The following is a 23,524-nucleotide window of genomic DNA, read 5'->3' on the forward strand; positions in this document are numbered from 1 at the left end:
AGGCTATCAATACGGGATGGCCAAATCTTCTAGATCTTCCATATCGCCTTTGAACATATTGATATCGACATTTCCCTTGATACCGCGCACCGACCCCCGCTCGGAGAACTGCCAAAAGTGCCAGTGTTTTTTGGGTTTGTCTACCCAAAAGTTGTAGTTAGCGATCCAAAGTACATAATTGGAGAATTCCTTTTCGAGAAAGTCTGTAAAGTAACTGTCGCCCGAATAAAGGATGGGCTGCACGCCATAGTGCGCCTCTACTTCATCCAGCCAACGCTTTAAACCCACCTTAAGAGAATCCATAGGCTGCCGGCGAGGTCGCTCCTCAATATCCAGCACCGGCGGTAGGTCGCCCGGTTTCAGTTGTACCGTTTCTATAAAATTACGCGCCTGGCGTCGCGAATTTTCGTTGGGCCGGAAATAATGGTAAGCACCACGCAATTTCGTTCGGCTGGCAGCGGCCTGCCAATTTTCATCAAACCGACGATCCTTCCTCTTCTCGCCCATACTGGCACGAATAAACACAAAATCTAGCGGAATTTCGTCGTGAATAGTATTGACCTCGATCCAGTTTACCTTTCCCTGATATTGCGAGATATCGATACCATATAGGTAGTCATCATGTCGGCGCATAAGATCCAAGTTGCGCTGTATATGTGCATTGTCGGTATACTTCTCGCCGAGGTCGTCACCGTATATCCAACTTTTGACTGCATATTGCACATCTGTCAAGAACAGCACAGCGCCCAGAACAGCGACTGCCGTAGGTATGGCGATGCTCCATATCAAAAATTTCCGCTTATCATACGCCTCCTCTTTCACCTTGCTCTTGACCGTTCTCTTAGATTTTGCCATATTGCAGTGAAAATAGTGCATTTATTTTTTATTGACAACAGAAATCCAACAACACAAACATGCGCGTCTATAATTCCAAAGAATGGTTTACCGCTGCTGTCTTCTTTCATCGCAGCGATACGTTTCGCAAACTATGGCCCTTCTTGCTACTGATGGCGCTCTATTCCTGGGGGATAGCCTACTGGGAATTAGAGTACCTCAAGTTATCTGAGAAAAGCTGGATCAAGAATATCACGATGGTGCACAGCCTGCTGGGCTTTGTGCTTTCGCTGTTGCTGGTGTTTCGCACCAATACGGCCTACGACCGCTGGTGGGAAGCGCGCAAGCAATGGGGAACCTTAACGAACATCAGCCGGTCGCTGGCCTACAAGCTGGATGCCTTTGTGGCTGCGGACGACACGCATACGCGAAGCTTTTTTCGCCGCGCTATCCCCCTTTATGCGGAAACGTTGTTTAACTTCCTACGATCAGACTATGTTAAGTTTATGCTGGATGAAAAAGAACATCCCGAGCTGAAGTCCTTGGATGATGGTAAACATGGCCCAAACCAACTGGCCGCGCTGATTTTCAGAAAGGTGCATGTGCTGTACACTGATAAACAGCTCTCCGGCGAACAGTTTATCATCTTAAACAACGAGCTACACAGCCTGACGGACGTGTGCGGCGCTTGCGAGCGCATCAAAAATACACCCATCCCTTTAAGCTACAGCTCTTTCATCAAGAAGTTTGTAATCGTCTACTCGGTGACCCTGCCCATCGGCTATGTTTTTTCAATGGGCTACTTCGTCGTCGCTGCTGTCCCTTTTATTTTCTATGTGCTGGCTTCACTAGAACTGATCGGCGAATCCATCGAGGAGCCTTTCGGCGTCGATGCCGACGATTTGCCCATCGATAAGATCGCTGCCAACATCAAAAAACATGTCTCCGAGGTGCTGCAGCCTTGATTTGATCTGCTTTTTAAGGCTGAAATCAAAATAATCTACCTCATTTTCAACCCTTAAAACAATAGCACTAAAATAAGTTTTGCAGAAAAGCATAGAATTTCTACTTTTGTCGCGGAGAGTTGGCAGAGTGGTCGAATGCGGCAGTCTTGAAAACTGTTGACTGTAACAGGTCCGGGGGTTCGAATCCCTCACTCTCCGCCAGATAAAAGCAGCTTTTTTTAGCTGCTTTTTTCTTTTAAGGAATACCTGATTCGAACCGAAGCGCAGGCCGGGGTTCGATCCAGAGGAGGTTTAGGGCTGCGTGCGGGGCCGTGGGGCTAAACCAATCCCGAGCGCTCCGCCCTTAGCGACTTGTCCTATATCTACCTATAATCTCATCTTTGCTTTCTGTATACACAGCATTTTCAGGAATGCTAAAAAACTCGTCCTCCCCTTGGATATCGTCCACCGACTCCACCCTCATTACCAATATATATTTCCCCCTCTCGCCTTGCTTCCCTGTTCCATCCACCTTGGTTGTCAGCTTGGTGACATTGGAGCCCGACATGTCCGAAGGAAGATAGAAATTTAGCGGTGACCGTACCGGCCAATGTTTATTTTCATACGTCAGATAGGCGCTATCCGGTGCAGTTGGAAAAGAGATGGCCATCTCGAATACTTTCGATGGTTGTCCCTGCTCATTGTCCAAGGCTTCACTGCTGTTTACATGGCGACCAAAACTCTGCCACTTCTCAGGTTGCCTATAAAAGACGTCCATCGTAAAATCTTCCAGTGGTAACTGGTTTACATAATATGTATTTGAACTATCTATATAAATTAGATAAGACTGATTTTTCGCAAGATCGAGGTAATAGCTGGGAGCCAAAACTTTGATCTTTAATGTCGACGTTACATCTTGGCTCTTCGTGGTCGATGTCCTCGACACATCCAAGGAAGCATCTTCTCTTCTTAAGACCTTATCCTTGTTTATATAAAAGGTAAAATATTGAAATAGATGTGCTTGATCAAAAACAGGCGTTTCGCCCACTGCAAAAGAGTACATCCCCACTTTTACCCGTCCTCTGCCCAAGTCAATATCCTGAGCTGCTGCGAAGAATACTAGGCACAACAACTGCCCCATTGATAACACGAATATACTAAGAGCGTGTTTATTAACTTTGTAATCGGATGCAACATACTGCTTGATTAGTTTATATATCTTCATAAGATCGGCTTTATATTTCAAATATATTTGTTATAAAAAAAAATTCCAAACTCATTATTGATCATTAGTACTTGGATTTTAATTCATTAGCTGTACAGAGAAGTACTAAATGCCACAAAAATTTAGGTAGGTTCAGTAGACGACAAAAAAGCTTGTTTAGCGCTATAAAATCGATTTTAAGTAGGTAACCAAAACGGTTTCACTATCTAATCCTAACTTCTGTTTCAGCCGGTATTTTGTCATCCGCACACTTTTAGGTTCTACATGTAACAAATGAGCTATTTGTTTGGTATCCATCCCTAAATAGAGATACGCGCAATACCTAAGATCCAATGCTGAAAGTTGCTGCACAGCACGTTCATTAAGCGTCTTAAAAAAATTAGGGTGAATTTCTTGAATTTGGAATTTCACTTTTTCGAAGCCACTATCCAAGATGTTTTCCTCACGGATTATCTGGTTGATATTTAATGTGCCCTTATCTAATTTCTCTTTTAGTTGTTGAAGTACCGTATTCTTATGATGGATGTGCAATTGATTAGTCATGACCTCATTCTGTAGTTTTTCTTGTTGTAGTGTCAGCAATTCCTGCTCGGCTAACAGTTTAGCCTGTGCCACCCTCTCCAGTTGCATCTGTAGTTCTATTTCGTTTTTTTCAGCAGCCAATTGTTTCTCCCGCTCCGACAAGTATTTTAAGCGATATGTATAGGTACGAAACATAAAAAATATGCCTAGAAAACCGATGATTGCAAGTCCGGCATACAAAAGTCTTTGTTTATGAAAACTCTTAGCTCGTTCCTTGTGTAGCAGTAATTCCTGTTCTTTCCTATCATATTGATATTGCGCTTCTAATTTTTTTGAAGTAGCAGCCTGTTCCTGATCAAACAGCTGTATGGCATAATCACCTGCTTGCTTCTGAAACGAAAAAGCTTTATCATATTGTTTCGTTGTTTCGTACAGCTCGGCCAGCCTTTCACAGATCGTTATCATCGTATGAAGATAGACCGGACTCTCCGTCAAGAGCGCGCTATAAGCCGTTTTCAGGTAATCCTCCGCTTGAGCGAAATTATGTTCATCTTGCGCGATATGACTCAACATCGCGTAAGCATTTGCTAGGAAGACCTGATTTCGAGGTGCCTTTCGCCCCGCTTCTAGCGCTTCGAATATCCGTGTTTTAAGTACATGTTTATTCTCTGGGTAATATTTTAAATAGTAACTAGCTACATTCAGCTTTGCGATAGCGTAAGTCCGACTTGCAATTTGACCCTGAAATTGATGGTTTAACCTGATGGCGTCTTCACAAATCTTGAACACGCTGTCCAAATCAGATTTATCTTTGTGTTGATCATATTTGTAGGTGTAAGCTACGGCGAGAGCGGAATATGCATTTGACAACAAATTTTTGTCGCCCGATTTTTTCGCTGAAGCCACAGACTTAGCCGCATAGCGCAGCGTATTGTCCAAATCGTTCCAATTGGTGTAAATGCTGTAAAGCAGGTAACAGGTCTTGGCTTTCAAAAAATCGTCGTCGAAATGTTCTGAAAGAGAAAGAACAGCTTGAAATAATTGAATAGCCTGTTCGTACTCTTCGTATTCATTAAGTAAATAGCCTTCCAAATAATTGCTATACGCTATAGCCAACTTATTTCTAGCCTTACTTGATGTCGCACGCGCCGAATCTAGGTAGATCTGTGCTTGCAGATAATTTTCCTCGCCAACACCTATTATCCCCTGAGCAACGTTGGCTTTGGTAAGCTCCGTCAGATTATTCTCTTTACCTGCCAATGCAATCAACTCCTTATTCTTTTCCGTTGCCCTATCATAGCGATCTTCTGCCCTCAATTGCTCGACCAACGACGTATAGATCTTCATTTTTGCCATTCCGTTAGTTGATGGCTGCTCCAATCGATTGATCAAACTGTCGATGTAAACGCTTTGAGCAAATAACAGGCGACTACACGATAAGATGCAACATAAAATAATCGCTTTTCTCATTACTCAAATGTATAAAATGTACCCTACAATATAAGTTGCTATTGCAAAGCCACCGAACAAACACAAAACATTGTAAATCAAACCAAAGCAAACCAATGTAGTCATTTTGTAGACAGCTTCATCAAATGTCGTAGTAATTTTGTAATGTCTACAAGCTACCATTTGACAAATAAACTGCGGAGCTTTGTTTAACGCTAAATCTTAGGCTAAATAAATCGGCTATGAACAACAAAATCGCATCCATGACATACAAAAGACTCCTTACTCAAGTATTCCCTCATCCGTTATTAAAATTTGCTAAAGAACGACATTTAGCAAACTTTTCTTCATTCAATTTTGCAAATACACTTAAAGGTATTATCGTATTTGGTTTGTTCGTCAGCTTTTTTTCCTGCACGATGATTGGAGCCAATCCGCAAAAGATCTTCAACAAAATTGGACTAAACGGCAATAAAATTCCGAGAAGCTTCCAACAGCATTTTAAAGAAATACGTGCCCAAAAAGCTGCCGGATCATTAACAATTGTTACCAAAGAAAACAAGGTAAAGAAAGGCATAACCGCCACCGAATACATCGAAAACAACTACATCCATATGTTTGAGCCCGATATCCAAGGCATTAAAGAATTGACTTCTGATAAGGAATCACAACCCATTATAGATGCTGGATTAGAAATGTTCAGCTATGCTGATGTAATCTACAAAACGGATTTTCCAAGGATAGCTAAAATGATAGATGACGGGCTTGATGATCAACAAATAGATGAGGCGATTGGAGATCTCGATAAGACTAAAGGGATAGATTTGAATAGAAAATATGAGAAAGCGATGGAATTATTACTTCCCTATGCAGATAAACATGCTGTGCAATATGAAGTAAAACACATGCCCTTCTAACAAGATCGAAAATCAACACATGACGACATTAAAACATTTTACCAAAGATGGTAATACGTATGCGATGAAACCGCAATACGGATTCAATATTGTACTGATAGCAGGCCTATTTGGTCTTGCATTCGTCAGCCATTATACAGCGCTTCCCATACTGATGTGGATCATGCTAGCATTGGGCATTTTATCGATATTAGCAATTGTTACAAAAAAAGTAATTATTGATATGCGTAATACGACGATAAGCATCAAAGCAGGCCTACTAAGACCAGCAGCACGCATTATCCCTATTGACAATATCGTGAATTTAGAATTTCGTACCGTATCATTTAACGCGATCCGAACAAGTACGGAGCTCGTGGTTTACTACCAAGAAAAGGGAAAAGAAAAATCGATGATCATCGTTCAGGCTTTTGCCGCCAGTGCCGTTCAAAACATCATCAATGAAATGGAAGAAATTATGGAATATGATCAAAGATAGGTATCAACTTGTAGAAACAGCCACATCCTTTTCTTTCAGGCCGTTTTATCACTATAAAAAAAGGTTAAAATGGTACTTGTCGCTAATTTTAATAGTAGCAGGATACCTTTTTATTGAGTTCCCTAGACTAAGTGAAACCCTACTCATTATAGGGGTGACCGTTTTGCTACTATCGCTTTATTTTTTCATGAAGGAGATGGTACTGATTCCTATCACATACATTTTTGAACAATCACAAAGGATGGTCTATCGTCGTTTCTCACCATGTTCGCAACAAGAAATCATGCCGTTTGATGACATCGTCATTCTGCGGAGCAGCGCGCATGGTGTTTGGCATTACGCTACGGGAAGAAAGCGAAGGCAATTTCTAAAAAACTACGCAATCAGCGAAAACTTCAACGACAGTAATAAAAAAGAAACAAGACGTATTGCTTTTGAACGGGAGATCCTAGATAAAATTGAAAATCTTATTTCCTCAAATCCATAACGTTCCGTATATGCGGAAAACATTATCACTAAAAAACAAAAGCTTAAAAATCGCATTGTCCAACTAGTAGAGTCAAAACATATCACCTTCAGCAACAAGTAGCTATATTGGCGAAAAGCACAAGTCAAAAAGTCAAAAAACTTTGTAAATTAGCTTAAAATAAGCGGTTGTTTAAATATATTCTCGTGGTTTATAAATTGGCGGAACCCATTCAAGTAGGGTATCTGCGTTTGTCTATAGGAGATTTTTGTTATGAAAAATACAACAGAAGCGGAAAAAATACTGGCGCAGATTGGCAGCAATACAAAGTTGGGCGATCTACGTAAAATTGCCAAAGAGATAAAGAAAAACCACGCGCTAGCAATGGAGCTATGGGCCACCAAGCTATTCCTGCCTAAACAATTGGCGATCTTGATCATGGACAACAAGCTTCTGGACCACACTATTATCGATGGGCTGACCGAAGATATGTATATCCATGATGCTACGGAGAGAAACCAGCTGATAGATTGGCTAATGGCCAATCAGCTTACCAAAGACAAAAAGAATATTGCGCTCATGCAATCTTGGGCTGATAGCCCATTTTCGCTTCAGCGACGCATCTACTGGTATTATCAGGCTAGATTGCGATGGACCGGACAGACGGCCCCAGCAAACACGGCTGACCTACTTGCGGCAATAGAGAAGAATATTGCAGGCGAAGAGCCTGAAGTGCAATGGGCCATGAACTTCACTGCCGGATGGATTGGCGTATACGAAAAGAAATATCGGGATCGCTGCATAGAGCTCGGTGAAAAAACAGGGCTTTACAAGGGTGATATGGTATCGAAAGGCTGTACGCCAAATTACCTACCGGAATTTATTGCTATGGAAAGTGAGAAAAGAAGTCTTTAACGTTATCAGGAAATAACGTCGATAACTTTAAAATAGATGAAGTAATTTTGTTTAATCTACAAACGTCTATATTCGTGCTGTACTGAGCAAACCTAGATGATGGTGCACAAAACAATAATCCTTAAACGGTAACCCACAAGGTTAAGGTATGTTAATTTTCTGAATATGTGCGTAAAAATAATTTTATTCGTGCATTCAAGAAAAAAATCTAATCATAACCTTGCGATATGGCTTTACAACATCCCTGCTCTTTACTCGCTATACTTTGTTTGACATTTGCATTCATAGCATGCAATACCGATAAAAGAAATGGCGACGCCGAGCCGCTGCTGAACCATCAGTTTTCTATATATGCCAACGAGATTCGAGATAGCTTTCAAGTTTCTGTACAACTACCCGAAGAATACAACGCCGACAGCAGCAAGCAACACTACCCTATGGTGCTACTTACCGATGCCGATCTTTACTTTCCTATGTTGGCCCCAGTTGTACGACAATACGAACGGATTGGACTGCTACCTCCAATCGTTCTAGTGGGCATCGGCTATGGTAGTATTCCTAAAATGGACTCCCTGCGTGTGCGAGATTTCTTGTATCCAAAAGCCATTACCTCCGATGAGATGGAAGCACCCGGTGGCGGGTTGAAATTCTACGACTTTATTTGTGAGCAGCTCATTCCAACGATCAGTCAAAACTATCGCTTAGCTGAAGAACGATTGCTGTTGGGTCATTCCTTTGGCGCCAACTTCAGCCTATTGGCTATGCAAACGCAACAGAAAAGTGAAGAACAAACATTCCATGGCTTCGTGGCTGCCAGTCCCGCCATATGGTACAACGACTTTTACTTCTTGAAGCAAGCGGTGAGCCTTCCTCCTACTAAAAGCATCAGTAAACTTTTCTTGACGATTGGCAGCAAGGAAGACAAGCAATGGACTATCGAACCCGTTAAACAGTATGCCGCGGCTATAGGTAAAATGCAAACCGACTCCATGGCCTTATCTGTATTCCAATATCCCGAGATGACACATATGGAAACGGGCTTAGTTTCCATGTTACAGGGAATAGTTGCCCATTTCGGAAATGCTGACGAATATTAAGTACACAAAATCATCTTTAACATTTTTTTACAAACGAAAAGCTGCTGGCAGCGTTCACTATACAAACAAGGAGGATATATTATGAGTGAATTAACATGGAAAGGACGTTGGAACGAAATTAAAGGTAAAGTAAAGCAACAATATGCAGACCTTACGGACGACGATCTATTATACGCTGAGGGTAAAGAAGATGAGTTACTCGGAAAGCTTCAAAAAACAACAGGAAAAACTAAGGATGAGGTCAATAGTTGGCTGAATGAGTTGTAGGTTTAGTGTAGTTTAGTTTTGGATGAAAAATGCGGATGGCCAGTATGGTTATCCGCATTTTTATTTTGACAACTACCTATTTTTTGCTCCACAAACATTAACGCGACACCTTAAAGAGCGACAGCTGGATAAAAAAATGCGAAGCTCGAAAGGAGCTCCGCATCTCGGACAGTAACTGTCCATATCAATATACCCGTGTGATTACAAAAAAGTCCTACATAGACACGGGAACAGCCGTATTGTCGTCGATATAGGATTGAATAGGTGAAAAATCCGTAATATTATTTCCGCGCAAATCGAGTTCGGCATCTGTCTCAACATAGCCCGGCGTTGTTTTTAATAATGCACCCTTTGCCATCATCTCGCCCAATACCGTAATGTTGGTTACACCTGTACTACGAATATTCAATCTGCTTAATTTTCCGAACTTGGCGATGGTGGTCATCATCTTGTCGCCTATTGCATTTCCGCGGAGGATAATCTGCTCGATATTTACATTTTTATCCAATGCGGCGATATCCGTAATACTACCTGCTTGGTTAGCATTAAAATAAGTCAGTGTTGTGTAATCGGCTACAGGACTAAGATCTGTAACAGGCGTTTCGTTCATACGCAGATAAGTCACTTTTGTTAAGCCCGCGATAGGCGTCAAATCATTCACCTTTGTATTGCCAAAATCGAGTAGGGTCAATTCCGTTGCATGTTCCAAGCCCTTTAAGCTCGAAACGTTCGCCAAGGTCTGACGGCGTTCAATCGCCGTACGAATATTAAGAGATGATAGCTTTTTAAGATCGCCGCGTGTGATCTTCGCCGTTGTAGCCAGTTCCAATTGCTCACGGATAAAAGAAGCTAGATCGGCATTTTCAAATTCCACCTCTAAGGTATTCTCATCGATCTGTTCCTCTTCTTCCGCAACTGGAGCGTCATCTTTGCTACAAGATTGTAGTACAGCGGTTGATCCTAAAAGCATAAATGCCAGTAAAAATGTGTTTAACTTTTTCATGTTTATGTTGATTTTTATTCTTATCGCCTGATGTATTTATAAATTGGTGGATAGCCGGCCAGGCTTGCCCTTTCACTTGTCGTGTAATAGTTGTCATCCGCGTTGAAGCATACGGCTTCTCCTTGCACCTCTCCCACGTAAGGTAAGCGCTCGGGGGTGTGGGCTAGCATTTGCCAAATCGCTTCATTGGCCTGTCGCTCCCAGTAAAAGATGTTCTGCCGATTACGGATGATCACTTTATTTCCTTGAAAATTCATCGTGGCGGCCGAAGCTTCACGAAAACCAAGATCACCTACCCAATAGCTGTTATTGGTTTCACTTGCCGAGTAAGGATAAGGCATCACATATACTTTCGATGCAGCATCACGCTTGGTTACAAAATAGACATCCGAGGTTTCGGGATCCACGAACATACCTTCTACATCATGGCTTCCGTCCGGATATCGTACATTGATTCGCTGTACGGTTGATGCATCAATATCCACAGTCATGCCACGGTTGGCTTGCGTGTAGCTAGGTTCCTCCAATTTATATACCGTTACGGGTTGTCGTCTTTCATCGTTGTCCCCCGTATCCGCGATATACAGATAGGGTATACCACTCGTGGCATCCTTCGCAATTTCAATATCTTCCCAATCTTGGTTCGTAGCGCCTACCACACGATAGCGGCAGACAATTTCGGCTGTCGCAGCATCCACGAGAAAAATAAAATTTACGTTCCCGCTATCTTCATGAGTCCATAACATCCCCGGATTCTTCACACTACTGCACAGACCCGAACTCTCGTTCAACTGCAGTGGTCCGATATTAATGGGTTCCGTTTCGTACGCCCCATTAAAAGGAAGTAAATCGGCCATATAGGAAACTTGGAAGGGCTGATGAGCTATCCAATCATACCCATTAGTTTCTTCAGATTCCTCTACTGTGGGGCTTTCATCTTTGCACGAGATAGCGCATCCGAAAGTAAGTCCCGTTAGTAAAAAGAGCAATAAAAATGACTTCATATCTGCGCGATCTTAGTTTGCTACCCCATATGCCCCAAAATGGGCTGCCGGTACAGGTGCTTGGTAACGATCACCTTTTAAGGTCACATATTCTGCGAACTTCGGAACGAAATTGGTGTTTGCTCCGGTTCTAGCGGGCGATGCCGCACGTAGACGAAAATCCGAACCCGCTGGAATTGCGTTTGCATTTAGCACGTTGTGCCCAAGCGAAAGTACTCACATTGTAGTTAACAAAAAGCGGATCGTTTGCGCCCGGAGCGCCGATGACATCCGTTGTCGGTATTGGCAATTCCGATCCTATCAACCCATTAGACGGATTGTTGGCGCCTGTTGGATAGAAGTTTTCCGTAATATCCGTTACGGTACCATAATGCCAATTGTATCCAAAACTTAACGAAGCGACACGCGGTTTTGCTTCGCCAGATGTAAGGCGTAATCCATAACGAGAGTTGACAATAAGGTTGTTGTAGGCTTTTCCATAGGCATCCGACTCGTAGTTAAGGCTACCACCGCGCGCAGCCTCTGCGCGTCTGTATCCCGAATTTACAATGGTATTGTTGTAAAAATTGGTTTCCAAAATACCACGTTCGCCAGCTTGAGTATCGGCCGACTTCAATCCATTCGTTGCGATGTTGTAAAAGAGGTTGAATGCATAGTCACCAGGAGCACCGGCTTTAATGTTGACGCCCTCACCGCCATTTAATCCTACCACTTCAAACACATTATGTGCCATCAAGGTTTTACCACCATTAGTACGGATGGCATCATCTAAGGTATAGGCGATATGCGAATTCAGCAAAATAAAGACACCATCTTGGCGGGAATCCGCGGGACGACAATACCATAACGCGTAACCTCTATCTCCAGCGCCTAAGCGACCGCTGCCGCCAGATTCCGGCGTGGTCATGATTGTCCCTTCACGGGCAATGCCTTCCGCATGCAAAACCTCCGCATATTCAAGCACAAGATCGCCTGCCTTCCGACCGGCGTGAATACCTCCCCAAAGCCCTCCGTATCCATCGTTACGGTCGGATGCCAAAGCGGACGCTGATCCCGTGAAAACAACCGGATCTGCAGCGGTACCCTTTACATAAAGTGATCCATGTACATCGATTACCCAAGCTTCATTCCGGGGGCCAATGTTAAACTCAAAAGTTACACCGGCAGGAATCGGAACATCCCTTCCTTCCGGCACATTTAAATCGCCCGTTACGGTGTATGTGGTTCCCGCCGTCAGCGTTACTGCAGACAAGTCACCAGAAATTCCAGCAACTGGATTTGTTGGAATCTCCTCATCTGGGTTTGTCGGATTTGCTGGTTCCGGCGCATTTTTACCGCAGCCTGCCAAGACAAGCAGCAGAAGTAGCAAATAGATTTTTTTTGAAATCTTCATGATATCTAATTTTAGTTTTTACTTGTTTACAATAGTTACAGTTTATAGCGCACACCTAGGCGGAAGGACAAACCATACCGATCTTCCCGCACATTGGCCATGTTGACTGGATCTTCTTGATGTGGATAGAAGCTTTCTGGATTTGCCAATCCACGATTGACGGTAATTTTATAAGGTGTATTGAGCAGGTTGTTAGCCTTAGCAAATACAACAAATTTCTACAAGAATCTGATCTAAGGCTGAGGGAAAAAGCTCGTAGCGCAGCTCGAAATTATGAGCAATCGTTGGTTGCAGGTTTGGATTTCCTTCTTCTGCATAAAAGGAGTCGCCCCCGCCGGCAGCACGTCTAGTAGGCACGATTTCGAAAAAACCCGGTCTGCTGATTGCTTTATAGTAGGTAGCTTTCAGCCAATTATCTGTAGCCAAAGCATATTTTGCACTGGCCGATGGAAAAAAGTTGATATACCGTTGCTCTTTGGAGAGATCGGTTGCATTGGCTTCAGCAGCATTGGCATTTATTTCATAGCCTTGAACAGTATGTTCTGCACGTAGACCTACCTGCAGTGCCAAAAGACCAAAGTTCCAATTACTGTTGATATACCCCGCAGCTACTGCTTCGTTAGCATCGTAGACCAGACTACTTCTGTTACCATCACCGAATCCATTAGTAAAAGATTTCCAAGGTAAGTCACCAAAATTTTGCCAATCCTCCCCGCGAACGCCTGTTAAGGTAGCAATGGCATCATATCGGTAATAATTATAGAAATTGTCCCTGAACTTTGATCGGTACATCCCTCCGATCTTGATCTGATCAAGGGCTTCGATAAAGTTAGGCTTGTAAGTAGCATTTACAAAAGCCGATATATCTTCATCGCGGTTCCGTTCCCAAGTCCTTGTGTTTGGAGAATCCTGAAAGTAGGGCTGTTCGTCGAAGTAACCATTTTGCGCATTACTCCAACGGGCACTCCGCATAAAAACACCATCGTCAGGCAACTCATTTTTTGCCGTTGAATAAACAAGGTGCCAATCCAACAGCAATAGATTGGAGAGTTGGTGCTTACCCTGTAAATCGGCTATAGAGATTGTTTGGTAGCTGTTCGTAATGCGAGTGGTCGGGAATACCGGATAATTATCGTTCGAGCTGAAGATATCTCTCCTATACTGCTCCCGTACACGAAACTCATTCAGCAGGTATTGTCCTCCATACACGGAGACTGTGTGCTTGGGCGAGAAGTTGTAATCCAGCTTCGCATGAAATGCCATTCGTTGCTGCTGGGTGCTGGTTCGTCTTTCGATCAGTTGCTGCATATTTAATGCATTGCTGGCAGCCACATTTGGCCGTGGATCGTAAAAGTAACTTTGATTAGGTCTGTATGAATTTTGGAAGCTTCCCCCGACCAATACACCAAATTTATTGTTCAACAATCGTGTTCCGTAACTCGCACTAGCTAAAATGTCGGGCAACACCTGCTTATTGATCGGCGTAAACATCTTGGGGGAGAAATCTCCCGGTACAGCATAATAATCAGTACCGAAATACTCTGCTGGAGAGCGTTTGTAAACTTCAGATCGATCGTAGGTAATGAACTTGCCGTCGTTGCTCATCGTATTACCACCTAGTTGAAAATCTGCCTCTAGAAGTCTTCTATTCTGCGGAACAGATTTCATGATCATGTCTATCGTTCCACCAATCGCATCAGCCTCCATGTCAGCCGAAAGCGACTTCGAAACAGTCAATTTTTCCAAAAAGACGGCAGGAAATATGTCCAGTGGTACGAAACGATTGTCATTATCAGGAGAAGGAATCTTGATACCATTGACCAAGGTATTATTGTAGCGCTTGTTCATACCCCGTACTACAGCATACTGTGGATCACCGTTAGCATTCCGCTCGATGGATAGTCCAGACACACGCTGTACAACATTTGCTACGGTAATATCTGGAGACAGCTCGATTTGTTTGGCAGAAATCACATTGATCACATTTGGAGATAGTTTCTCCATATTTCGAGCTTCCTGATCAGTTCCTTTATAATGTGCCTGCACTTCCACGGCCGATAGAGTGTTAAAATTTGGTTGTAGGGCGTATGTTTGGTCTTCCCCTTTATCGACGTAAGGCACCCGCAGTTGCTGGTAGCCCATAAAATCGAAAACGAGCACATAGCTGCCTGTTGTAGGAGCCGAAAAGGAGAACGCGCCATTGAGCCCCACCGCCCTAGAGCTTAGCACATCGCCGTTTGGGGATTGCAAGGTGACACTTGCTCCTGTGAGGTATTCGTTGGTTTGTTTATCAACAACAAAACCGCGTACATTGTCGTTTTGCGCAAAAGAAAAGACGAACCAAAAGGAAGCAAAAATGCTGAGTAAATATTTATACATTAATTATTATTTATGTTAACTACAGTTTGTTTTGACAAAGGTGAGACTGTTATGTAAACAAATTAAAACCCTATCATTAATATACGGTTAACACTAAATTTCTAATTAAACTCTAATGTACATCCAATGATTCCCTAACCTAAAGAGCAATCCATACCGCAACTTTAAGAACATATATTTCTTCCCAGTAAATAGCTCGCTTAAATAGCGATTAGCCGAACTAAGCACAAAAAAGGCATGTGACGAATCTACGCCACATGCCTCTATACTAGCTTATTTAATGTTAAGTACGGCGAGCCCTTAATAGCCTATAGCCCCGCCGCCCGCTGTTAACGGCTAGCCTGGATTTTGATAGATAACAGAGCTTGCAATATTATGATCGCTTGATGCAATCTGGAAGTTTTCAATGGCGATCGGTGACAAGTAATGCGCCATGGCAAACTTCGCTCCGCCATAGGAAAAGCGGTTAAGCCCCGATTCAGTTGCAAACCATAAAAAAACTTGTCGGTCGCGTGCAGCACCAACAACGTAGTTGCTAGACAACCCGTCTTCTACGCCCAAGCGCGAAATATGATGCTCCTGCCCCATAATCAACACCGGCAGCATGCATACACAAGAAAGAACTATGGATATAGCTTTTATCATAACGAGTTACTATCTGCTACAGCCTAGTAATTACTGTTGAATGCCAAAGAGAAAATGCGACTTCTCCTATATGGAGATGCACTGCCTAAGCCATGAAAAGCTTAAAAAACAGCCTAAAAAGCAATTATTTATAAAATATGTTTTTCATGTGGCTTAAGTTATGTCAGATTCTTATTTTATTCCCATTTTCATTAGTATTTTTGCCGTCAGATATTACATCATTATTCATGGATTCACTTTTACCGTTTTTACACAACCTTACCGACCCGGACTGGCTGGTAGCGCATGGCGGACTTTATCTTCTTCTTCTTATTATTTTTGCCGAAACAGGTATCTTGATTGGTTTCTTTCTTCCGGGCGATCCTATTCTTTTTATCGCAGGAATTATCATTGCCAACATGAAAATTGAACCGGGGCAAGAGATCCCTACACTGCTGTATTGGATTTCACTCATTTGTGTCGCTGCCGTTATCGGTAATTTTGTAGGCTATTGGAGCGGTAAATATTTTGGTCATAGGCTGTTAAAGATGAAAGACAATTTTATCTTTAAGAAGCACTATATTTTTAAGGCGCAAGAATTTTATGAACGTCAGGGTGGTGCGGCAATTATTCTAGCGCGTTTTCTACCTATCGTTCGCACCTTTGCCCCTATCGTAGCAGGCATCGTAGGCATGAATTTCAGAAAGTTTGCTTTTTACAATATTACGGGGGCCGTGCTTTGGGTAGCGAGTCTTGTTACGCTGGGTTACCTATTGGGCGAAAATGCGTGGGTACAACAAAACTTGGAGTACGTTATTTTAGGTATCGTGTTGCTTGCCACTGCTCCGGTTATTATTAAAGCCGTTTTCGGCAAAAAACAGCCTATCAAAACCGACGCCGTTACCGAAAAAGTACATTAAACATAAAGGTCTTACCCTTTGAATTTCCTTTATTGACGCCCTTGTATATTGTAAATTGCGGTTAAATCGTATCTTTAGCCTACAGCTACGGATTCTACAATTTAAATTTATGATATAAGGATGGGCAATCGAAAGGATGAACATTTAAAATATTTGGTCGCTAGCGATCTAGATCAGGCATGGGGATTTTTCGTGACGACGATTGGCTTTCAAGACATCCTTCCCAATACCAGCTACCCGCCCGCGGGACATCCGTCGAGCTATTGGTTTAAACCCGAGATAGGCAGGGTTTTAAACGAGTTCCAAGTTATCTATATTATTGCTGGGGAGGGCATCTTCCAGTCTAAAAACTGCAAACGTTGCAAGGTGCGCGCAGGTTCGGCAATATTTCTATTTCCAGGCGAGTGGCATAGCTTTGCTCCGATAGACCGTAGCGGTTGGCAGGTTTATTGGCTCGGTTTTGACGGTAAACATGCCGCGGATATTATGACCAACAGCTTTATCAATACACAACAGCCTGTTTTGGACATCGGCTTTACGGAAAAAGTGGTTGACCTATATGAACAAGGGATTGATGCAGCCCATTTGCAGCGTTCAGGGCATCAGCAGCTCTTGGGCGGTATTACCTACCACCTGTTGAGCTACTTGATCTATTTCCGTAAAAATGAAATGTTTAGAGACAAAGATATGGTCCAACAGATCAATCGGGCTCGGATGATCATGACGGCAAATGCCTATACCAATAAAAGCGCAGAAGAAATTGCTGAAGAACTGAACCTAAGTTACTCTTGGTTTAGAAAGTTGTTTAAGCAATATACCGGATTTTCCCCTGCTCAATACCAGATGGAAATTAAGCTGCAGAAAGCTAAAGAGCTATTGACAAGCAGCAATATGCCCATAAAAACAATAGCTTATGAATTGAATTTTGAATCGGCGAGCTATTTTGTGACCTTCTTTAAATCCAAGACGGGCATTTCCCCAGGTATCTTTCGAGAGCGCCTGCATCGTGAAAAAGACAAGCCCAATTAAGCCAACCTCTACCAGAATCTGTCAGCAAATCTGGATCACGCTTATACCAAGTAGTGCACCTAACTTTTTAATCTTATCGGCAATATGGCCTACCCCAATAGCACAATGGTGCGCTGGGCCATGGCTGTTCCAATCGTTCACGAAACTGCGTGCAGCAATGGGAAATTTGTAGCGGCTATTGGTATTTCCAATTTCCAATATAGGTCCTTCCACGGATGCTCCCTCGGCAACAAGGAGAGCAATGCTGCCATCTTGTTGCTCAATAACCGACAATAGGGTTACAGACCCATGTTTTACCGCCATTTCCACCGACAGTCCTTGCCCCACTTTACCATGATATACCTGTAAAGGCTTAACTTTAGTTTTTCCTTCTGCTATCGCAATATGTCCCGGCCCGTCATGCCCCATAAGTACAACATCATCGTTGTAATCCATGGCGTAATATTCGGTAAACGATCCTCCGGCGCCGAAGCTATCTAGAATCTTCATGGCTTGCACGTTCTTTATCTCATATTCACCAGCAACGGGCACATGTCTTGCCGTAAGCAGTGAATTCCCCAAAATAACCGAACTCATGGTATCCGCATTGTCAGCATTGCCCGTGCCTTTATAGTAATATGCTAGCGACCCGAGGTCATATTGCGCGACCAAGCGATCCAAAGCTATTGAAGTCCGTGCGGCACGCTGCAGCTCTTCCAGCGAACAGCTAGGGTCTACCGCAAAGGTCTCATAAAAAAGGGCTACCCTATCCGCTATTTCCGCCGCAGTTACCTGATGGCGTAGCGCAGAAAGCTCATCCACCTCCAAAATCTCCATATGGCCCCCAAAGGTGATTAGTTGGCGAGTCTTATCGGTATAGATGTCCAACATCCCGCTATAATAATGACCCATTAATCCTAATCGGTTGTGCATCATACGGTGCCGTACTTTCGCCGCTTGCACCCAACTCTCCACTTCTTTCCAGCAGCTATCTTGCTCATCCAAGATGCCCGTTACCTGATAAAACTGTATCCGAGCACGTTGAAAGACATTGGCTAATTCGGGAACAGGACAGGATCCGCAATACCTCAACCACTCGCCTGTCATCTTCGTTCTGTCGTTCATTTGATTGAAAGCGCTGTAGTCTATTGCTGCTTCCGGTGAAATATTCAAAATAATAACCGGTACTTTTACGTGCTGTACAATGGGTAATACCGTGGATGATAAGGCGTAGGTGCTGGCTAGCAAAAACAACATATCGACATCGTGCTCCCTAAATTTGTGGGCGGCATATATCGCCTTCTCTGCATTGTCTATAAGTCCAAGATTAACAACAAACGTACCAACAGCCGCAATACGATTATGCACGGTCTGCAGATAGCCCTCCAAGCGAGGCTTGAGCGTTTCAAACTGTTGCCAATAAGCTTCCAGTCCTATGCCAAAAAGACCAACCTTCATTTCGTAATTCTGCGATTTCATTCCGATGTTTTCTACCGTTTGCATGGGATAGCTATTTTTTACTTTTTTATAAAATTATGCAAACTTACAGCATACATATTGTGGCAAATGGTTGAGCAGTTTAGATTTTTGACATAAAGAAATGTACGAGGACGATCTTCGCCATACGTGCTATCAGCAAAAAAATCACGTAAAAAACGTAGTAAACATGAACAGAAAAAGATTCAAATAATCCTGCAATAAAATATATCATAGTAATAACTTGCGCAAAAAAGCAACGCTTTAACAAACTAAACCGTTTTATTCATGGAGGCATCGCAAAAAGGTAGGGTAACCAGCGGAACCGCCAACGCTCTGCTAGGAGAAGCCTATATGACCTTAAAAGATTTCCCAAAGGCTTTGAGCTACCTTAGAAAAGTGCAAGGCTACAGCCTTGTGTCGGTCTATGCAGATATCTTTAAACCGCAGAATAAGAACAATGTGGAATCCATCTTTGAGATTCAATATCTCGGATCAGATTCCACCTTGTCCAGCAATTTCATGTATAAATTTGCGCCGTTCAATTCGGGAACCGCTGTGACCGATGACGTTGGTACCAATCTGAATTATGATGCAGGCTGGAATACGCCCACACGCGATCTACTGGCGGCTTACTAGACCGGAGATCTGCATAAGAGCAGTTCCGTTGCAGAAACATTTACGTTGGCCGGAACGGTTTACCAAGTGCCCCATGTGATCAAATTTAACCACGGTTTTGTGCAGCCGGGGCAAACAAATGTAAATTTTCCACTTATCCGCTACGCCGACGTGCTTTTGGAAATTGCAGAGTGCTTGAACGAGCAAGCCTTTGTGGCCGATGGCGAAGCATTTGAGCTGCTCAATGCCGTTCGAAATCGGGCAGGATTAGCCGCTAAGACAGCAAACAACCCCAATTTGGCTTTGCGCGTCAGCAATCAGGAGAGCTTTCGCGAGGCCATTATGAAAGAACGCCAAGTGGAACTAGCTTTTGAAAACCATCGCTGATACGACTTGGTACGTACGGGGAAAACCGTTTCCGTGATGAATGCGCATGGCGCACGGAAGATGGCCGCTAATCCACAATATCCTGTGGGCAGTTATCAGGTAACAGAAAACAAACGGTTGCTTCCTATACCACAGCGCGAAGTAAATCTGGACACCCTTACACAGAACGAGCAATAATTAGCTGCTCAATAAAACGCCGTGCTCCAACAAAACGGAGCACGGCGTTTTCCTTCGTTCAGTATCGAACAAACAGCAGGTTTGTATCGTCGATCAACAGCCCATCTTCCCTTAATAGCCTTAGGTTCTATAGGCTAGCAACCGAAGAGCATTGGCTACAACTAAGAGGGTTGATCCCTCATGTATCATCACGGCAGGGCCTATCGAAGTAATGCCCAAGACGGTCAGTGGAATAAGCAACGCTACAATGCCCAAACTAACCCAAAGATTTTGACGAATAATGCTCTTCGCTTTACGGCTGAGTCCAATAGCAAAGGGTAAACTATCCAGTTTGTCCCCCATCAAAGCAATATCTGCGGTCTCTAGCGCTACATCCGATCCTGCAGCCCCCATAGCAATACCCACCGTACTTTTGGCCATCGCCGGAGCATCATTTACCCCATCGCCCACCATCGCCACCATACCTTCGCGAAGGTCTAGCTGTTCGACGGCTGCAACTTTATCCTCCGGCATTAGGTTGCCCATCGCGTCGGTAATGCCGATCTGCTTGGCAACGGCCTCTGCAACCTGTTGGTTATCGCCGGTCAGCATCAGCATTTTTTTGATCCCCAAGGCGGCCAGCTGCTGTAATACAGCCTTCGCCTCGGGTCGCGGCACATCCATTAGCGATAAGATACCGATATATTGACTATCCTCCTTCACCAACATCGTGGTATGTCCGTCCTTTTCAAGCCGCTCCACCTGCTCTATGATTTCCGAAGGCGTATTATCCGCTGCAAATAGCGCTTTGTTGCCAATAAGAATCTTCTTGCCTTCAACAACAGCTTCCACGCCGCGACCAACAATACCTTTCACTTGATCTGCTTCAGGTAGAGCCACCGAACCCAGCTTGGCCAAACCACCCTCAACAATAGCTTGTGCGAGCGGATGATCGCTCAGCTTTTCCACCGCAATGGCCAGTTTCAATAGCTGAGAATCTTCGACCCCGTTTAAGGGAATAACGTTGGTCAACTTCGGCTTGCCCTCGGTCAGCGTTCCTGTTTTATCAAAGGCTATAGCCTCCAGCGATCCTAGATCTTCCAAAGGGCGCCCCCCTTTAATCAGCACAGCTCCTCTTGCCGCGCGCGCCACTCCACTAAGAACAGCGCTTGGCGTAGAAATTGCCAATGCACAAGGGCTTGATGCCACCAGAACGGCCATCGCTCGGTAGAAACTCTCTGCAAAAGTCTCATCCAAAACAACAAAAGCAAAGCATAAGGCGGTAACCAATACAAGCACGAAGGGCACAAAATACCGCTGGAACTTGTCCGTCAACAATTGGGTTGGCGATTTTTGTTTTTCCGCTTCATTGACCATATTTATCAGCCTAGCGATAGTCGAGTCTTTGGCTTCCTTTAACACTTTCACCTCCAAGACTGATGCGCCATTGATGGTTCCCGCAAACACTCGATTCTCCGGCTTTACCTTATTGATATCGCTAACCACTTGCTCCCTGTGGGTCACCGCCATTTTATCCACCGGCACACTTTCGCCAGTGATGGGCGCTTGGTTTACGCTGCCCTCGCCCTGCACCAGCAGTCCATCTGCAGGAATTTTGCTATTAGGTTTAATGATAATCAGATCACCAACAACAAGCTCTTCAATGCGCAGCTCCACTGTTCCGCCATCCCTTTTCACCAACGCCGTCGCTGGTGCAAGGTTTGTTAAGGCCGCAATAGACTTTTTCGCTTTCGCCATGGCGTAATGCTCCAAGGCATGGCCAATGCTAAAAAGAAAAAGCAATAGCGCACCTTCTGCCCATTCTCCCAAGATAGCAGCTCCAGTAGCCGCCACCAGCATGAGGAAATCTATCTCAAAGCCTCCCTTTCGGATGGTGCCTACCGCTTCTACTGCTGTAAAGAAACCACCTAAGAAGTAGGCCATTATATAACATATCAGTGGTACCTGCGTAGGGACACCATCTAAAAAGGACAGTCCGCAGCCTATACCGAGAGCTAATCCGCAACCGATGGCGAAGAGCAGTTCTGTATGCTCACCTAAAATCGCACCGTGTTCATGCGATTCGTGCTCTTCGGCATGCCTGTGTTTTTTTTCTTTTGCTTCCATAACGTTTATTAATGTTCATGTCCACCCGTGTTACTCAATTTAGCATTGATAAAAAATCCGCCTTTAACAACCACTTTAGCTCCTGCAGGAAGATTGCCAACAGCTGTTATTGCTGTGTAGCCCATTTCCGAGACGCCCTTTGCAACCTCAACTTTTTCAAAATTTATCGTATTCCCCGCTTTCTTCACGTCATCATTATCGTTGTGTGCATGACTGTGTTCTTCGCCCTCTTCGTGTTTGTGCCCCTCTTCATCATGGTGCTCTTCGCCTTCTTTATCCGTTTGTACAAAAACATAATATTTACCATCGGCTTCCACGATAGCCTCATTGGGCACCGCTGGCGACATAACATGATCTAGGCTAATCATACCTACGGTATTCATGCCATCGATAAGCCCCTCTTTGTTGCCAACAACCGTACAATGTACAGCAACGGATTTACTGTCGCCCTCAAAGGATGCACCAATACTGAACACTTTCGCTGAAAAGCGATTAGTCGGATTATTTGTGATGGTAAAATCGACCAGTTGCCCAACTTTGATCGCCGGAAGATCCTTCTCAAATATTTGGAGATCCAGATGCAGCAGGCTATTATCAACGATTTCCAAAACAGGCGAAGAAACATCCACGTAACTACCAATTTTAGCAAAGACATTGCTCACTGTCCCAGCTATAGGACTAGTAACAACTAAACTGGCACGAAGGTTTCCACTACTCACACTAGCAGGGTTTAAGCCCATCAGCTGAATCTGCTGTTGTAACGAGGCTCTTCGGGTACGCAACGTGTTTAGTGTGGAACTGGCTGTTTGCAAATTCTTACGCGCACCGGCATTACCGGCATTCAATTCTTCCTGACGTTGTAATTCTTGTTCCGCCAGCACGATCTGTCCCGCAATGGTGAGGTACTCCTCTTGCACTTGAATAAATTGCGGGTTGCTTATTGTGGCTATGACCTGCCCCTTTCGAACGCGATCGCCAAGCTGCACAGGCATAGTTTTTATCACACCGCCATAGAGCGAAGAAGCATTTGCCTTGTTGTTGTTTGGCACACTGAGCACACCATTTGCCTTAATCATATTAATTAAGTTCTTCTGCTCGATATCCCCTAGTTTAATGCCCACCGCAGCAATCTGTTCAGCCGTGAGCGCGGACATATTACTGGTTTCTTCATGTCCTTCTTCAGCATGCCCGGCTTCCGCTGCCGAGTTGCCGTGCGTATGCCCGTCACCCTCCGAATGTGTTTGTCCACAGCTGGAAAGGACAAATGCCAATGACAAAGCGAAAAATATATGTTTATTGATTTTCATCTCTTACG

The 23,524-nt window shown here is 43.9% G+C and carries 23 protein-coding genes and 1 tRNA gene; 13 read left to right on the plus strand and 11 right to left on the minus strand.

All coding sequences use genetic code 11. The features are described from left to right. Nucleotides 1–6: 6 nt before the first annotated feature. Nucleotides 7–855: a glycoside hydrolase family 25 protein gene (locus SCB77_RS00995; RefSeq protein ID WP_320184571.1), complete on the minus strand. Its 849-nt coding sequence runs from the start codon at nucleotides 853–855 to the stop codon at nucleotides 7–9. Nucleotides 856–914: 59 nt separating this feature from the next. On the opposite strand from SCB77_RS00995, the gene SCB77_RS01000 reads away from it, so the two are divergent. Continuing rightward, on the plus strand, nucleotides 915–1,799 hold the full coding sequence (locus tag SCB77_RS01000) for a bestrophin family protein (protein WP_320184572.1): 885 nt from the start codon (nucleotides 915–917) through the stop codon (nucleotides 1,797–1,799). A 113-nt stretch (nucleotides 1,800–1,912) separates the two neighbouring features. Then, a tRNA-Ser gene (locus SCB77_RS01005) sits at nucleotides 1,913–2,000 on the plus strand. A gap of 142 nt (nucleotides 2,001–2,142) precedes the next feature. On the opposite strand, the gene SCB77_RS01010 is transcribed toward SCB77_RS01005, so the two are convergent. Both SCB77_RS01010 and SCB77_RS01015 read right to left on the minus strand, forming a co-directional pair. After that, the gene (locus tag SCB77_RS01010) at nucleotides 2,143–3,003 is read right to left on the minus strand and encodes a hypothetical protein (RefSeq protein ID WP_320184573.1); all 861 of its coding nucleotides are present in this window, start codon (nucleotides 3,001–3,003) and stop codon (nucleotides 2,143–2,145) included. 162 nt (nucleotides 3,004–3,165) lie between these two features. Beyond that, entirely contained in the window at nucleotides 3,166–4,881 is a 1,716-nt protein-coding gene (locus tag SCB77_RS01015) for a helix-turn-helix transcriptional regulator (protein WP_320184574.1), read from the minus strand. A 335-nt stretch (nucleotides 4,882–5,216) separates the two neighbouring features. Here SCB77_RS01015 and SCB77_RS01020 point away from each other — a divergent pair, with 335 nt between their 5' ends. The 6 genes from SCB77_RS01020 (at nucleotide 5,217) to SCB77_RS01045 (ending at nucleotide 9,114) form a co-directional block, all read left to right on the plus strand. Next, entirely contained in the window at nucleotides 5,217–5,891 is a 675-nt protein-coding gene (locus SCB77_RS01020) for a hypothetical protein (protein WP_320184575.1), read from the plus strand. A 19-nt stretch (nucleotides 5,892–5,910) separates the two neighbouring features. Further along, nucleotides 5,911–6,369: a hypothetical protein gene (locus SCB77_RS01025; protein ID WP_320184576.1), complete on the plus strand. Its 459-nt coding sequence runs from the start codon at nucleotides 5,911–5,913 to the stop codon at nucleotides 6,367–6,369. Next, nucleotides 6,332–6,856, plus strand: a complete 525-nt coding sequence (locus SCB77_RS01030) for a hypothetical protein (protein WP_320184577.1) — start codon at nucleotides 6,332–6,334, stop codon at nucleotides 6,854–6,856. The genes SCB77_RS01025 and SCB77_RS01030 overlap by 38 nt, the downstream gene beginning before the upstream one ends. A 252-nt stretch (nucleotides 6,857–7,108) precedes the next feature. Then, nucleotides 7,109–7,750, plus strand: a complete 642-nt coding sequence (locus tag SCB77_RS01035) for a DNA alkylation repair protein (protein WP_320184578.1) — start codon at nucleotides 7,109–7,111, stop codon at nucleotides 7,748–7,750. Nucleotides 7,751–7,977: 227 nt separating this feature from the next. Further along, the gene (locus SCB77_RS01040) at nucleotides 7,978–8,847 is read left to right on the plus strand and encodes an alpha/beta hydrolase (RefSeq protein ID WP_320184579.1); all 870 of its coding nucleotides are present in this window, start codon (nucleotides 7,978–7,980) and stop codon (nucleotides 8,845–8,847) included. Nucleotides 8,848–8,928: 81 nt separating this feature from the next. Then, on the plus strand, nucleotides 8,929–9,114 hold the full coding sequence (locus SCB77_RS01045) for a CsbD family protein (protein WP_320184580.1): 186 nt from the start codon (nucleotides 8,929–8,931) through the stop codon (nucleotides 9,112–9,114). Between the two features lie 214 nt (nucleotides 9,115–9,328). On the opposite strand, the gene SCB77_RS01050 is transcribed toward SCB77_RS01045, so the two are convergent. The 5 genes from SCB77_RS01050 to SCB77_RS01070 all read right to left on the minus strand — a co-directional run bounded on the left by SCB77_RS01050 (nucleotide 9,329) and on the right by SCB77_RS01070 (nucleotide 15,538). Next, a complete protein-coding gene (locus tag SCB77_RS01050) occupies nucleotides 9,329–10,117 on the minus strand; it encodes a leucine-rich repeat domain-containing protein (RefSeq protein ID WP_320184581.1) in 789 nt (262 codons plus the stop codon). A 20-nt stretch (nucleotides 10,118–10,137) separates the two neighbouring features. Further along, nucleotides 10,138–11,121 (minus strand): hypothetical protein, encoded by a 984-nt coding sequence (locus SCB77_RS01055; protein ID WP_320184582.1) that lies wholly within the window; start codon nucleotides 11,119–11,121, stop codon nucleotides 10,138–10,140. 130 nt (nucleotides 11,122–11,251) lie between these two features. Next, a complete protein-coding gene (locus SCB77_RS01060; protein ID WP_320184583.1) occupies nucleotides 11,252–12,514 on the minus strand; it encodes a hypothetical protein in 1,263 nt (420 codons plus the stop codon). Between the two features lie 198 nt (nucleotides 12,515–12,712). Beyond that, nucleotides 12,713–14,893 (minus strand): TonB-dependent receptor, encoded by a 2,181-nt coding sequence (locus tag SCB77_RS01065; RefSeq protein WP_320184584.1) that lies wholly within the window; start codon nucleotides 14,891–14,893, stop codon nucleotides 12,713–12,715. Between the two features lie 336 nt (nucleotides 14,894–15,229). After that, complete coding sequence (locus SCB77_RS01070; protein WP_320184585.1) at nucleotides 15,230–15,538, minus strand: hypothetical protein; 309 nt, start codon at nucleotides 15,536–15,538, stop codon at nucleotides 15,230–15,232. Nucleotides 15,539–15,684: 146 nt separating this feature from the next. On the opposite strand from SCB77_RS01070, the gene SCB77_RS01075 reads away from it, so the two are divergent. Beyond that, the gene (locus SCB77_RS01075) at nucleotides 15,685–16,437 is read left to right on the plus strand and encodes a DedA family protein (RefSeq protein ID WP_320184586.1); all 753 of its coding nucleotides are present in this window, start codon (nucleotides 15,685–15,687) and stop codon (nucleotides 16,435–16,437) included. Between the two features lie 120 nt (nucleotides 16,438–16,557). Then, nucleotides 16,558–17,466 carry an AraC family transcriptional regulator gene (locus SCB77_RS01080; RefSeq protein WP_320184587.1) on the plus strand — a complete coding sequence of 303 codons (909 nt, stop codon included), beginning with the start codon at nucleotides 16,558–16,560 and terminating at the stop codon, nucleotides 17,464–17,466. A gap of 21 nt (nucleotides 17,467–17,487) precedes the next feature. Here the strand turns inward: SCB77_RS01080 and SCB77_RS01085 are convergent, their stop codons facing one another. Further along, nucleotides 17,488–18,948 (minus strand): arabinose isomerase, encoded by a 1,461-nt coding sequence (locus SCB77_RS01085; RefSeq protein WP_320184588.1) that lies wholly within the window; start codon nucleotides 18,946–18,948, stop codon nucleotides 17,488–17,490. A 261-nt stretch (nucleotides 18,949–19,209) separates the two neighbouring features. Between SCB77_RS01085 and SCB77_RS01090 the strand changes: the two genes are divergently transcribed. From SCB77_RS01090 to SCB77_RS01100, 3 genes are read left to right on the plus strand one after another with little or no spacing between them, the layout of a single operon-like run. Then, nucleotides 19,210–19,560, plus strand: a complete 351-nt coding sequence (locus tag SCB77_RS01090) for a hypothetical protein (RefSeq protein ID WP_320184589.1) — start codon at nucleotides 19,210–19,212, stop codon at nucleotides 19,558–19,560. Between the two features lie 45 nt (nucleotides 19,561–19,605). Further along, the gene (locus tag SCB77_RS01095; RefSeq protein ID WP_320184590.1) at nucleotides 19,606–19,926 is read left to right on the plus strand and encodes a RagB/SusD family nutrient uptake outer membrane protein; all 321 of its coding nucleotides are present in this window, start codon (nucleotides 19,606–19,608) and stop codon (nucleotides 19,924–19,926) included. Nucleotides 19,927–19,959: 33 nt separating this feature from the next. Then, complete coding sequence (locus SCB77_RS01100) at nucleotides 19,960–20,103, plus strand: hypothetical protein (RefSeq protein ID WP_320184591.1); 144 nt, start codon at nucleotides 19,960–19,962, stop codon at nucleotides 20,101–20,103. Nucleotides 20,104–20,223: 120 nt separating this feature from the next. On the opposite strand, the gene SCB77_RS01105 is transcribed toward SCB77_RS01100, so the two are convergent. Further along, nucleotides 20,224–22,209: a heavy metal translocating P-type ATPase gene (locus SCB77_RS01105; RefSeq protein ID WP_320184592.1), complete on the minus strand. Its 1,986-nt coding sequence runs from the start codon at nucleotides 22,207–22,209 to the stop codon at nucleotides 20,224–20,226. A gap of 8 nt (nucleotides 22,210–22,217) precedes the next feature. Then, nucleotides 22,218–23,516 (minus strand): efflux RND transporter periplasmic adaptor subunit, encoded by a 1,299-nt coding sequence (locus SCB77_RS01110; RefSeq protein WP_320184593.1) that lies wholly within the window; start codon nucleotides 23,514–23,516, stop codon nucleotides 22,218–22,220. Nucleotides 23,517–23,524: the final 8 nt, after the last annotated feature.

Origin of the sequence: Sphingobacterium bambusae (genome assembly GCF_033955345.1) — a bacterium.
Lineage (GTDB): Bacteria > Bacteroidota > Bacteroidia > Sphingobacteriales > Sphingobacteriaceae > Sphingobacterium > Sphingobacterium bambusae.